A 12,824-nucleotide genomic window follows, 5' to 3' on the forward strand; every position below is an offset into this window, starting at 1 on the left:
CTCCATCATGATCAAGAAAAAATGCCCTGATCTGATCGCAGGGCATTTCAACACGTGTATTAGCAATGTTTTTCGAATGCAGTTAAGACATTTTTCATGATATCTTCCATTTCATGACCTTCAATTTCGTCACGCGGGATAAAATGAACGAGCTCATTTCCTTTTAAAAGGGCCATAGAAGGAGATGATGGCTCTTCACCAGTGAAATATTCTCTCATTTTTGCCGTAGCTTCTCGGTCCTGCCCAGCGAATACTGTGACAATTTTGTCTGGCGCTTTTTCTGCCTTCATCACAGCTTGAGTCGCTGCAGGGCGTGCTAATCCTGCCGCACAGCCGCATACAGAATTTACAACAACAAATGTTGTTCCTTCAGCTTCTTGCATCGTTTGTTCTACTTCTTCTTCCGTCGTCAGTTCTTGGAATCCTGCACTTGTCAGCTCTTGGCGCATTGGCACAACGAGCTGGCGCATATATTCTTCATATGCCATTGACATAAAAAAGCCCCCTCTAAAATCCTTTTGTTGTGAATAAAGGATACTATAGAGAGAGCCAATTTTCAAATGTTCTATTTCAGATTAAATTTTCATGATTCCGCCTGTATTGGCTGATGTCACAAGTTTTGAATATCTAGCAAGATAGCCAGTTTTCACTTTTGGTTCAAAGCCTTTCCAGTTTGCTTTTCTTTTTTCCCATTCTTCCTCTGGAACATCGACACTTAAAATGCGCTGCTCAATATCGACGACGACATGGTCACCATTTTCAACAAAAGCGAGCGGACCGCCTTCAGCTGCTTCAGGAGAGACGTGTCCGATAGACAAGCCGCGAGAAGCGCCGGAAAAACGTCCGTCTGTAATTAAAGCAACCTTTGGTCCAAGTCCCATCCCGACAATTTGTGAAGTAGGAGCAAGCATTTCTGGCATACCAGGTCCGCCTTTAGGTCCTTCATAGCGAATGATGACAACATGTCCTGCTTCTACTTTTCTATTAATAATGCCTTCAAGAGCTTCTTCTTGGGATTCAAATACGATCGCAGGCCCTTCGTGGCGTGTGATCCCATCTTGTACACCGCCCGTTTTAATGATAGCTCCATCTGGCGCAAGGTTTCCAAATAGAACGGCTAAGCCGCCCTTTTCAGTAAATGGCTTATCGATTGGATAAATGACATTATAGTCTTTGACTTCATGACCGGCAATGTTCTCACCAAGCGTTTTCGCTGTGACGGTCATTGTATCTAAATGAAGTGCGCCTTCTTTTTTGGACAATTCATTTAGCGCAGCTGTGACGCCGCCTGCTTCATGTAAATCCTCAATATAAACATCCGAAGCTGGCGCAAGTTTTGATAAATGAGGCACACGCTCTGCTACTTCATTGATGCGTTCAAGTGAATATTCAACACCTGCTTCATTTGCGATCGCCAGTGTGTGAAGAACAGTATTCGTTGACCCACCAAGTGCCATATCTAATGCAAATGCGTTATCAATGGCTTTTTCAGTCACAATATCACGCGGTTTAATATCCTTTTTAATGAGCTCCATCAGTTGTTTTGCTGACTTTTTCGCAAATTCTCTTCGCTCTGGTGATGTCGCCAAAATCGTTCCATTTCCAGGAAGAGCAATGCCAAGTGCCTCTGCTAAACAGTTCATTGAGTTTGCTGTAAACATACCTGAACAAGATCCGCAGGTCGGACAGCCGAACTGTTCTAATTCATTTAATTCCTCTTCGTTAATTTTACCTGACTGATAAGCACCGACGCCTTCAAATACAGAAGAAAGTGAAATTTTTCTGCCATCACTTGTTCTACCCGCTTCCATCGGACCACCGCTGACAAAGACCGTCGGAATATTGACACGCATCGCTGCCATCATCATCCCTGGTGTAATTTTATCGCAGTTAGGAATACAAACCATTCCATCAAACCAGTGAGCAGATACAACGGTTTCGACAGAGTCAGCAATGATTTCACGGCTTGGTAGTGAATATCTCATCCCGATATGACCCATTGCAATTCCATCATCGACCCCAATCGTATTAAATTCAAATGGGACCCCGCCAGCCTCACGAATAGCTTCTTTCACAATCTTTCCGAATTCCTGAAGATGGACATGTCCTGGGACAATATCAATATAGGAATTACATACAGCAATAAATGGTTTGCCGAAGTCCTCATCCTTTACCCCCGCTGCTCTTAGTAAGCTTCGGTGAGGTGCTCTGTCAATTCCTTGTTTAATCATGTTACTACGAAGTTCTGCCATCTGTTTAAAAAGCCTCCTATACTACAAGTCTTGTTGACTGTATGATTTTGAGTTGATTTTATTTTACAAATTTTCTGTTTATTCAGCCACCGATGAATGAACGATGACCAACATGTTTGCTGAAGCTAGCGCTCAGCAAGGTTCGTGTCATAAAATCTGACCTCCAATATTCTATATTGGTACTACTATATAGAGTTTTTTCGTATATTTCAACAATATTCAAAATAATTTTTCTAAAAAAATTTTTCTGTCTACGACTTTAAGAAAAACAAGCTACCAATGATAGGCAGCTTGTTCATAAGTCTCATCATTCTGATGCATTTTTTCTACTTTCTGTCATTTGCTTCCATACTGAGCCTTTCGCTTCTTCTCCGTGCTCAATACGCTCAATTGCCATTTTCACTTGAAGGCTGACTTCAAATTCAGGGTCTTGCTCAGCTTCTTTTAATGCGTCAAGTGCTGTTTCGTCACCTTCTTCATAAAGAAACATCGCTGCACGCCAGCGAACAAGTTTACTTGGATCCTTTAATGATTCAATCATTGCTTCTATAGCGCTCGGATCACCAAGGTCTGAAATGCAGTCTCCAGCGGTTCTGCGGACTGTCACTGTTTTGTCTTTAAGCCCTTTATATAGAATAGGCAAAATAGCAGGATCTTCAATCATTCCAGCATTCACAACAGCTTGTCTGCGAATGGAAGTTTTAGGGTCTTCCATTGCTTTCATTAAAACAGGGATATCCTTTTGTTCTGGCTGCATTTGCTCTAAATGGGCAAAACGCTTTTTCCAGTCTTCCTCGCGCAGCATATCTTCTGTTACATCATATGCCTTTCGGTTCACCTGTCGATCTACAGCTTCTTGTCCTTCTTTGACCGCTTCTGTTAAGCGGGCTAAACGCTCGTCGTCATAGGCTGCCTGCAGCTCTTCTGTGACTTCTTGGCCAATATCTGCAAAGTCACCAAAACGAACGCCATGTTCTTTCCACACACGTTCAAATACGACATTGTCTGAACTGCTTCTGAGCTTTAAAATAGCTGCTTGGAAGCGTTCAGGCATGCCGAATCGCTCTTCTCTTTCACCGTCGGTTAATTTAACTTGCATCGGAATTCCATTAAACATTTGGACAAACACTTTGACTTCGCCAAATGTGTCACCACCAGACTGCGATCCTTCCTGAAGGCCTTCTGTTTGTTGACCAAAGGCTTCTCTGACCTGCTGCAAAATGCCCTGCCAGTCAAACTTCGCATTACGCTCAACCGCTAAGAAATCTGCGACATGATAAACACCTTTTACACCTTCAATGTTTAAAATACGTTTAATCATCTCTGGCGCTTCTTCTTTTTGATCCTTTTTGTAGTTGTTGCTTTTACCGCCGGCAAGCGCTTCTGTCAAAATGACCTTCATCGTATTTGGACTTGGCGTCGGTTCTATCGCTGTTATTTTCATCTATACATCCTCCTTACACACATAAAGACCCTACTCATCTGTAAGGCCGCATTCTTCTTTCCATGTCTTGATAAACAGGCTCATCAAATCATGCCGCTCCTCAGCAAGCTGCTTTCCAGAACGAGTATTCATTAAGTCTTTTAATTTGAGCAGTTTTTCTTCCATATGCTTTAGTACGGAGCCCTGCTGCGTGTCCTTTGTATAGTGAGCTTCCCCTTTTGCGCCTGCATAAGTAAACACCCTCGCAATACCGGTTGCTCCTATCGCATCAAGCCGATCTGCGTCTTGAACAATGGCCCCTTCTAACGATATTGGTCTATTCTGCTTATGTCGATGACGAAAAGACATCGTTGTAATGATGTCCATGATATAACGAATATCCCGCGTATGAACTTCCCAAGAAAGGAGCTGAAGCTCAAGCTGCTTTGGTGAAAGTTTCCATTCACTCGACAGCTTTTCATCAATAATATCATGAACAATCGCTGCCATTTCAATCACAAACTGGGAGCCGCCTTCCTGATTAGCCATGTGGCAGGCAAGCTGCCGCACGCGATCAATATGAGCCGCATCGTGTCCAGTCGGTTCATATTTCAGCCGATCCGAAACAAAGGAGGCAGCTGCCTCCAATTGTTTTTTCTGCATGACGGTCAACACCTTATTTGTCCAAAAGAGCGATGATGGAGCTTTCTAATTCTTTTGGTGATGTTTTCGGAGAGAAACGCTCAGTGACTTCTCCGTTTTGATCCACGATAAATTTTGTGAAATTCCATTTCACTGTTTTCGTCCCAAGTACACCTTTAGCATGACTTGTTAAATGTTTGAAAAGCGGGTGCGCATTGTCACCATTGACATCTACTTTCGCAAACATAGGGAAGGTCACCCCATAATTCAAAGAACAGAATTCTTGAATGGCTTCTTCTCCTTCTGGCTCTTGGTTCATAAATTGGTTACATGGAAACCCTAAAATTTCAAGGCCCTTTTCATGATATTGATCATATAGTTCTTGCAGTTGTTTAAATTGAGGAGTTAGTCCACATTTGCTTGCTGTGTTAACAATAATGAGGACTTTTCCTTTGTAATCTGCCATTGATTTTTCTTGACCGTTAATGGTCTTGACCTGAATATCATAAATTGACATCTCATAGCCTCCTAGGATTCACTTTTTCCTATCGTAACATGCTTCTTTTATAAAATCGCTTTTTATGCTTCCGGTTAAAAGAGTCCTGTCACACTGCCGTCTTCTAATAAATCCATCTCGAGCGCCGCAGGTTTTTTAGGTAATCCAGGCATTGTCAGAATGCTTCCAGTTAAGGCAACAATAAATCCTGCTCCTACAGATGGCTTTAACTCACGAATCGTAATGGTGAAGCCTTTAGGTCTCCCAATGAGAGCTGGATCATCAGAAAGTGAATATTGCGTTTTTGCCATACAAACCGGTAAATGTCCCCAGCTGTTTTCTTCGATGGCTGCCAGCTGCTTTCTTGCTTTTGAAGTGAGTGTGACCCCGTCTGCACCGTAAACCACTTTGGCAACTTTAGATAATTTTTCTTCGATGGAATCATCCTCTTCATACAAATAGGAAAAGCTGTTCTTCTTCTTTTCAATAAGTGTCGTGAGTTCTTCGGCAAGTGCTGTCCCGCCTTCGCCTCCTTCTTCCCATACATTCACAGCTTTGACTGGATGGTCATGTGTAAGGCACCAATCTTCTATCGCTTGAATCTCTTCTTTTGTATCCGTGATAAACCTGTTAACTGCGACGATATATGGAAGACCGAAGGCTTGCACAGTTTCAATATGCTTTTCTAAATTATGTATACCTTTTAATACAGCTTGTGTATTTTCTTCTTTGAGTTCTGTTTTCTTCATTCCGCCATGCATCTTTAATGCTCTGACAGTCGCCACAATAACCACTGCACCAGGCTTGAAATCACCAGCTCTTGTTTTAATGTTCAGGAACTTTTCTGCTCCAAGATCTGCTCCAAATCCAGCTTCTGTTACGACATAATCGGCTAATTTCGCCGCCATTTTGGTTGCAATTAAACTATTACATCCATGCGCAATATTGGCAAAAGGACCGCCATGAACAAGGGCCGGAGTTCCTTCTATCGTTTGTACAAGATTCGGTTTGAGTGCGTCTTTTAAAAGTAACGTCAGAACACCTTCATATCCAAGTGCACCAACTGTGACTGGCTCCCCGTCTTGATTATAGGCAACAACAATAGAAGAAAGACGTTTTTTTAAATCAGTTAAGTCTTCTGCTAAACAAAGGATGGCCATCATTTCGGAGGCAACTGTTATGTCAAACCCGTCTTCTCTAGGATACCCATTTACCTGTCCACCAAGTCCGACTACGACCTGTCTTAATGCACGATCGTTTAAATCAAGCACTCGCTTCCATACAATGCGGCGCGCGTCGATGCCAAGTTCATTTCCGTGATGGATATGGTTATCAATGAACGCAGATAACGCATTATGTGCTGAAGTAATGGCATGAAAATCTCCTGTAAAATGAAGATTGATTTCTTCCATTGGCAGCACCTGTGAATATCCTCCACCTGCTGCACCGCCTTTTATGCCCATTGTAGGACCTAATGAAGGCTCTCGCATTGCAATGATTGCTTTTTTCCCAATTTTTTCGAAGGCTTGACCGAGTCCGACTGTGACTGTGGACTTCCCTTCACCTGCTGGCGTTGGGTTGATGGATGTGACAAGAATCACATGTCCTTCTTTTTGTTCTTTTAAACGGTCAAAAATAGTCAAAGATATTTTCGCTTTTGTGAAACCATAGCATTCTAATTCTTCGTCATGTAATTGCAGCTTAGCTGCGATGTCTTGAATAGGTCTCAGTTTTGCCTGTTGGGCGATGTCAATATCTGATAAATGCTTTGTGATCATAAATAAACGGCCTCCTTTTTTTCGAGAAACAGCTTTGTTTTTGCTCTGTTTTTCATTGTAACATAATTGAAACATTGAAATATCGCCAGAAAGTTCCTATAATGAAGTGAAATTAGCTTTGGTTCAGGGGGTGGCGAGTTGCCTATAAACATACCAGTTCATCTGCCGGCAAAACAAATACTAGAGAGCGAAAACATTTTCGTCATGGATGAGACAAGGGCATTCAAGCAAGATATCCGTCCTTTGAATATCGTGATCTTAAATTTAATGCCAAAAAAAATACAAACTGAAACGCAGCTACTCAGAATGCTCGGAAATTCTCCTTTACAAGTGTACTTTACGTTTTTAATTCCAAGTACGCATACACCGAAGAATACGTCGAGAGAGCATCTAGATGAATTTTATACGACCTTTGAATCGATTCGCCATAAAAAATTTGATGGAATGATCATCACAGGCGCACCAATTGAGCATTTAGCTTTTGAAGAAGTATCCTATTGGAAAGAGCTGCAGGAGATTTTGGACTGGAGTAAAACGAATGTGACGTCTACTCTTCACATTTGCTGGGGTGCACAGGCAGGCCTGTATCACCATTATGGTATTGAGAAAATCAAACTTGCCGAGAAGAAATTTGGTGTATTTGAGCATCTTGTGAATGAGAAAAAAGAAAGATTAGTCAGAGGTTTCGATGAAGTATACTATGTCCCACATTCGAGGCATACAGATATTAATACAGAACAATTAAAAAACACGCCGAATTTGAAAGTATTGAGTGTCTCTGAAGAAGCGGGAGTTTGTTTAATTGTTTCAGATGATGATAAACAAGTATTTTTAACTGGACATCCTGAATATGATACAGACACATTGAAGCAGGAATATGAAAGAGATTTGTTGAAGGATGATACAGTCAAAAAACCTGTTCACTATTTTATAGAAGATGGTGACGCATTAGTCCCAGTGAATCGATGGAAAGCCCATGCCACTTTACTGTTTATGAATTGGCTCAATTATTATGTTTATCAAGAAACACCATACGTTTGGGAATAAAATAGACTGTAGTCCGATGATAAATGGGCAAAATGTGTTAAAATACAAATGGCTCTGTCTTCCATTATCAATTTAGTCTTGTTGTTTTTTAAAATTAGTTTAATTCTTTCGTAACGAACGATATGCTCTGACTGTTTATATGTTATCTTTATGTATATGTAGACCTATGAGATTAATAGTTTTCGTACGAAGTTTTGTTGTTGTTGAATACATTTGAGGTGAATATTCTTGAATACCAATAAAAAAATATTAATCTTGACCGCAAATTATGGAAATGGACATATGCAGGTGGCTAAAACACTGTATGATGAGTGCAAATCCCAAGGATTTGAGCATGTTGTAGTTTCTAATTTGTATCAAGAATCAAATCCCATTGTGTCGGAAGTGACTCAATATTTATACTTGAAGAGCTTTTCCATTGGGAAACAATTTTATCGCTTGTTTTATTACGGTGTAGATAAAATTTACAATAAACGCAAATTTAACATTTATTTAAAGATGGGAAATAAGCGTCTTGATGAACTTATTCAATTACACAATCCAGATATCATTATTATTACATTCCCAATGATTGTTGTTCCTGAATACCGAAACAAAACAGGAAAAATCATCCCGACGTTTAATGTGATGACAGATTTTTGTCTTCATAAAATTTGGGTACATGAAAACATCGACCGGTACTATGTTGCAACCGATTATGTGAAACAAAAATTAGTGGAAATCGGCACACATCCAAGCGATGTCAAAGTGACAGGTATTCCTATTAGACCACAATTTGAAGCAAACGTGCCAAAATCGAAGATTTATAAAAAATATGGATTATCATCAAACAAAAAAGTTCTTCTGATTATGGCCGGTGCTCATGGTGTACTGAAAAATGTCAAGGAATTATGTCAAGCATTGCTTCTAGACAGTGAAGTACAAATTGTTGTTGTATGTGGAAAGAACGCAGCGCTGAAACAATCACTAAGCGATCTTGAACAAACACATCCAGATCAATTGAAGGCGCTTGGATATGTGGAACAAATTGATGAATTGTTCAGAGTAACAGATTGTATGATCACAAAACCAGGTGGCATTACTTTAACAGAAGCAACAGCACTCGGTGTCCCAGTCATTCTTTACAAGCCTGTCCCTGGACAAGAAAAGGAAAATGCTCATTTCTTTGAGGATTATGGTGCAGCCATCGTCATCAACAGACATGAAGACATTTTAGAATCTGTGACCAACTTGCTTCAAGATGAAGAAAAGTTAGAAACCATGAAACAAAACATGAAAAGTCTTCACTTAAAGCATTCTTCTCAAACCATTTTGGAAGATATCGTTGAGCAATCAGATCTCATCACGAATAACAAAACATATGCTCGCGCATTATCATAAAAAGGTGTCCGTCAATGACGGACACCTTTTTCTTTATCCTTGATTTCCATTTGCTGTGTACACTTCTTCAAACGGTTGCACGACAACAAATCCACTTCCGCTAAATTTCATTTGAATAGACTCGCCGCTTCCTCTACCAATAAAGGTTTTGAATGAAACATCTGTCACAAATTCCGTTTTTAAATCCCCTGACCATGCAACTGTCGCATTAGGATCTGTATAGACAGAGTCCCCCGGCTGAACAATCAATGTGAGTGGCTCATAATGACTCGTAATTGCAGCAAGACCTGGTCCTTCTAATTTGACGTTAAATAATCCACCTGCAAGCATCCCCGACACTTTTTTCATCAATTTGATATCCCAGCGAACTGAAGGTTCAAATGCGAGCAAATCATTCCCATTCACAAAAATAGATTCCCCTTGAGCCAAACGCAGAATTGAGATTTTTTTGCCTTGATCTGCTACATATAATTTCCCATCACCTGTTGCCTTCATGAGTGAAGTGCCTTCTCCTGATAGCATTTTTTTGAACATCTTTGAGACACCATGTTCAAACACGCCCTCACGTTCAAATTTGATTTTGCCTCGGTACGAAACCATGGCCCCTGTTTTGGCCCAAATGGTATCCGTCAAATTAATTTCTAAAAGTCTTGGTGTTTCAAGTTCAAAAACCCCTTCTCCCTTATCTTCCTGCTGCGTATTCTGAACAAATTCTTCGAGTGTATAACGATTCATGATAGCACCTCTTTCTGTATTTTTTTTATATACGGACAAACTGTGCATAAAGTTTCAGAAAATGGGGACGGTTTAGCTATTATTGTTATTTATCCAAAAAATCAAACATTCTGCTCAAAATTTGGCTCTCCTGCTTGACGCTTTACTTTTAATGGTGTATAGTGGAACCATCATTTAGCAACTGCAAAGTCGTTAGGTGATGAAAATTTTTTTTAGTATGCCAAAAGGTATGCTACAGTACTAGGAGGAAAAAGCAATATGCAAAACGGTAAAGTAAAATGGTTCAATAATGAAAAAGGTTTCGGCTTCATTGAAGTTGAAGGCGGAGACGATGTATTCGTTCACTTCACAGCTATCGAAGGTGACGGCTACAAGTCTTTAGAAGAAGGACAAGAAGTTTCTTTTGAAATCGTTGAAGGTAATCGTGGACCTCAAGCTGCAAACGTAACAAAAATCTAATCAACTAAATCAATGATGCAAAATAAAGAGAGGCTTATGCCTCTCTTATTTGATTTTCAGCTGAATTTCAATTGCTAAAATATTTTGCTTTAGTCGTTGTTCAATTTCAGAAATATCTTTTTCGAGAAAAGGTCTTCCCTTCTTTGCTACATCTACAAGTTGCTCTAGATCGCTGTACACCTCTTGAAATGTTCGATGTAATACCGTTTCGAACTCCTTATTATTCATACCGGCCTTCCCCTTTTCCTCTAATATCCGTCACTTAGTCAAAAAGTAACTCAACCAAAACTTTCTATAGTTATATCGGCTCATTTTTCGGAATATGTTCTTTTTTTACACATTCTATCCGTTTTTTTTCAAGAACGGATGTTTGAGAAGGGAAAACCGGTGCATCCCTTTATTTTTTGAGTAGCGTTTGGCCATATTCTTTTATTTTCTCTCCAACGGTGCATTGCTGTATACAAAAGGAATGGGCATATTTTTTGCCAAATTCTTTTCGAAAATGCTTCTTAATCAAACAATCTGAACAATACGTGTCTTGAAGATCGGTCAATTCTTGTACTGCTGTTTTTTTATCCACATTATTCAGCTCCGTCTGCTTCTAATTTCAATGTACTTTCGATTGGGACGTCTGCAAGAACCTGTCTTGCAAGCTGATCCGCTTCTGCATTTTGTTTCCGATCGATGGCTTCATAGGTTGGCGTCAGCTTCAGCTCTTTTAAGTAAGCTTCAATTCGGTCTAGCCATTTGTTATGTACATCATCATAACAAGGCCATTCTCCTTTTAACTGATTCATGACAACAAGTGAATCTCCTCTAATCGTGACAGAATTTCTGCTTGCTCCTAGGTCTTTTAAAGTTTTTACTGCCTCAAATAAAGCCGCATACTCTGCTTCATTATTAGTGCTCCCTTGGAAAGGCTGATTTTTCCTCAATCGATAAGCGTCTTTTCCTAGCTTATAGTAGACGACAACACCAAGACCAGAGTCGCCTGTTTCTTTATGAAAACTTGCATCAAAATAGACTTGAAGCTCATCCGGTTCAAGCTTTAATTCTTCATTTAGCTTTTCAAGCTCTTTTATAGACCACATGGCCCCTTTTTCATCTTCAAATGATAGAAGTGACTGGGGTTCTTTTTTGTCGATATGTTTTGCTAACCTTAGGGCCTCTTTTAGCTCCAACCAATCTTCTTGATAAAAAGCAATGGCCCCAATCGATTTCACTTTCATTGTGTAGTGTGCTCTTAATTTCATTGATCACATCGCCTTCCCGTGCTTTTAAGGTAAACATACGTTATGCTATAATCAAAAAGTTACATTTTACAATCAGAAAGGAAGTTCATGTCACTTGTTTAATGAAGGTATTTGGATCTTATTTGCGATCATTAATTTTATCATTGTTCTTCTATTTTATAAAGGATTTGGCAAGATGGGCCTTTTCGTCTGGATTGGCTTTGCGACGGCAGCCGCTAACTTACAAGTGGTGAAAACCGTTGAATTGTTTTGCTTAACAGCGACACTTGGAAATATTTTGTACGGCAGTGTCTTTTTTGCAACGGATGTGTTGAATGAGAAATATGGACAACATGAAGCGAAAAAAGCGGTTTGGATTGGTTTTACGACCCTTTTAACACTAACTATTGTCATGCAGGAGGCATTGCTTTTTGATCCTGCTCCATCTGATATCTCACAATCATCGCTGGAAACCATATTTGGCTTTATGCCAAGGGTGGCACTCGGCAGTCTCGCTGCTTATATCATCAGTCAAATGCTAGATGTTTATGTATATTCGTTTATTCGCCGGATTTTCCCCTCTGATGGTGCGCTCTGGATGCGCAATGCTGGAAGTACGATGATTAGCCAGCTTCTTGATACACTGATTTTCACGACCATTGCCTTTCTTGGCACGTATCCGACTCAAGTATGGATTGAAATCTTTATCACGACATATGTCATTAAATTTATCGTCGCTGCGATTTCTACACCATACGCTTATGCAGCGAAAAAAATGGTTCCACTTGATGAAAGGGTGAAGTAATTTGCCAGCTGAAATATACATTGATGGTGCAAGTGCAGGGAATCCAGGTCCTTCTGGCATCGGCATTTTCATCAAATATAATGGAAAGGCTGAATCCTTCTCCATTCCTCTAGGGTCCATGAGCAATCACGAAGCAGAATTTTCTGCTCTGATCGAAGGGATGAAAATCTGCGTGGAAAAAGGATTGCGTACCGTTTCATTTCGCACAGATTCACAAGTAGTTGACCGCGCAGCCAATGCAGGATTTGCTAAAAATCCAGACTTTCAGCATTTTATTAAAGAGATGATCGAGCTTCAAAACCAATTTGATTTATTTTTTATTAAATGGATTCCGAGTAAGGAAAATCAAGTAGCAGATCAGCTCGCTAGAAAAGCGATTCACCTTTCTAAAGGATGAATCGCTTTTTTTCGGTTATGCTAATGTATGTGAGGTGATACTGATTGGATAAAGAAAATAAAGGTCGTGTCACAAATGGGACAACCCCACAAGGTGATGCGCAAACAAAAGATAAACAGCCACTATCTCAGCTAGAAAATAGCGCGAAGAAAAGCAATACAAAAAGATAAACCTAAGA

General features: G+C 40.1%; 16 protein-coding genes. 6 read left to right on the forward strand and 10 right to left on the reverse strand.

Annotation, left to right across the window (positions count from 1 at the left end; all coding sequences use genetic code 11):
* Positions 1-59: 59 nt before the first annotated feature.
* The 6 genes from NKR21_RS10950 to NKR21_RS10975 all read right to left on the reverse strand — a co-directional run bounded on the left by NKR21_RS10950 (position 60) and on the right by NKR21_RS10975 (position 6,591).
* Positions 60-494: a BrxA/BrxB family bacilliredoxin gene (locus NKR21_RS10950; RefSeq protein ID WP_003215999.1), complete on the reverse strand. Its 435-nt coding sequence runs from the start codon at positions 492-494 to the stop codon at positions 60-62.
* An 81-nt stretch (positions 495-575) separates the two neighbouring features.
* The gene (ilvD, locus tag NKR21_RS10955; RefSeq protein WP_012010311.1) at positions 576-2,252 is read right to left on the reverse strand and encodes a dihydroxy-acid dehydratase; all 1,677 of its coding nucleotides are present in this window, start codon (positions 2,250-2,252) and stop codon (positions 576-578) included.
* Positions 2,253-2,559: 307 nt separating this feature from the next.
* The gene (locus tag NKR21_RS10960; RefSeq protein ID WP_088001074.1) at positions 2,560-3,696 is read right to left on the reverse strand and encodes a conserved virulence factor C family protein; all 1,137 of its coding nucleotides are present in this window, start codon (positions 3,694-3,696) and stop codon (positions 2,560-2,562) included.
* A 30-nt stretch (positions 3,697-3,726) separates the two neighbouring features.
* On the reverse strand, positions 3,727-4,338 hold the full coding sequence (locus NKR21_RS10965; protein ID WP_144457550.1) for an HD domain-containing protein: 612 nt from the start codon (positions 4,336-4,338) through the stop codon (positions 3,727-3,729).
* 13 nt (positions 4,339-4,351) lie between these two features.
* Positions 4,352-4,834 carry a glutathione peroxidase gene (locus tag NKR21_RS10970; RefSeq protein WP_003216059.1) on the reverse strand — a complete coding sequence of 161 codons (483 nt, stop codon included), beginning with the start codon at positions 4,832-4,834 and terminating at the stop codon, positions 4,352-4,354.
* Between the two features lie 74 nt (positions 4,835-4,908).
* Positions 4,909-6,591, reverse strand: a complete 1,683-nt coding sequence (locus NKR21_RS10975) for a formate--tetrahydrofolate ligase (RefSeq protein WP_119125029.1) — start codon at positions 6,589-6,591, stop codon at positions 4,909-4,911.
* Positions 6,592-6,729: 138 nt separating this feature from the next.
* Here NKR21_RS10975 and metA point away from each other — a divergent pair, with 138 nt between their 5' ends.
* Both metA and NKR21_RS10985 read left to right on the forward strand, forming a co-directional pair.
* Positions 6,730-7,638, forward strand: a complete 909-nt coding sequence (gene metA, locus NKR21_RS10980) for a homoserine O-acetyltransferase MetA (protein WP_119125030.1) — start codon at positions 6,730-6,732, stop codon at positions 7,636-7,638.
* 228 nt (positions 7,639-7,866) lie between these two features.
* Positions 7,867-9,018: a diglucosyl diacylglycerol synthase gene (locus NKR21_RS10985; protein ID WP_144457552.1), complete on the forward strand. Its 1,152-nt coding sequence runs from the start codon at positions 7,867-7,869 to the stop codon at positions 9,016-9,018.
* A gap of 33 nt (positions 9,019-9,051) precedes the next feature.
* Here the strand turns inward: NKR21_RS10985 and NKR21_RS10990 are convergent, their stop codons facing one another.
* Positions 9,052-9,753, reverse strand: a complete 702-nt coding sequence (locus NKR21_RS10990) for an AIM24 family protein (RefSeq protein ID WP_144457554.1) — start codon at positions 9,751-9,753, stop codon at positions 9,052-9,054.
* Positions 9,754-10,011: 258 nt separating this feature from the next.
* Here NKR21_RS10990 and cspD point away from each other — a divergent pair, with 258 nt between their 5' ends.
* Complete coding sequence (gene cspD / locus NKR21_RS10995) at positions 10,012-10,212, forward strand: cold-shock protein CspD (protein ID WP_003215784.1); 201 nt, start codon at positions 10,012-10,014, stop codon at positions 10,210-10,212.
* Positions 10,213-10,257: 45 nt separating this feature from the next.
* Here cspD and NKR21_RS11000 read toward each other — a convergent pair whose 3' ends face one another.
* From NKR21_RS11000 to NKR21_RS11010, 3 genes are all read right to left on the reverse strand, one after another.
* On the reverse strand, positions 10,258-10,440 hold the full coding sequence (locus NKR21_RS11000) for a hypothetical protein (RefSeq protein ID WP_003215507.1): 183 nt from the start codon (positions 10,438-10,440) through the stop codon (positions 10,258-10,260).
* A 169-nt stretch (positions 10,441-10,609) separates the two neighbouring features.
* Entirely contained in the window at positions 10,610-10,792 is a 183-nt protein-coding gene (locus NKR21_RS11005; protein WP_003215998.1) for a zinc-finger domain-containing protein, read from the reverse strand.
* 1 nt (position 10,793) lies between these two features.
* The gene (locus tag NKR21_RS11010) at positions 10,794-11,465 is read right to left on the reverse strand and encodes a ribonuclease H family protein (RefSeq protein ID WP_144457556.1); all 672 of its coding nucleotides are present in this window, start codon (positions 11,463-11,465) and stop codon (positions 10,794-10,796) included.
* A gap of 94 nt (positions 11,466-11,559) precedes the next feature.
* Here NKR21_RS11010 and NKR21_RS11015 point away from each other — a divergent pair, with 94 nt between their 5' ends.
* The 3 genes from NKR21_RS11015 to NKR21_RS11025 are packed head-to-tail and all read left to right on the forward strand — an operon-like array spanning position 11,560 to position 12,816.
* The gene (locus NKR21_RS11015) at positions 11,560-12,249 is read left to right on the forward strand and encodes a queuosine precursor transporter (protein WP_144457558.1); all 690 of its coding nucleotides are present in this window, start codon (positions 11,560-11,562) and stop codon (positions 12,247-12,249) included.
* Position 12,250: 1 nt separating this feature from the next.
* Positions 12,251-12,646, forward strand: a complete 396-nt coding sequence (locus tag NKR21_RS11020) for a reverse transcriptase-like protein (RefSeq protein ID WP_144457560.1) — start codon at positions 12,251-12,253, stop codon at positions 12,644-12,646.
* A 44-nt stretch (positions 12,647-12,690) separates the two neighbouring features.
* Complete coding sequence (locus NKR21_RS11025; protein WP_012010322.1) at positions 12,691-12,816, forward strand: hypothetical protein; 126 nt, start codon at positions 12,691-12,693, stop codon at positions 12,814-12,816.
* The last annotated feature ends 8 nt before the right edge of the window (positions 12,817-12,824 follow it).

This window comes from Bacillus sp. 1735sda2, assembly GCF_024159245.1.
In the GTDB taxonomy this organism is placed as follows: Bacteria; Bacillota; Bacilli; order Bacillales; family Bacillaceae; genus Bacillus; species Bacillus pumilus_O.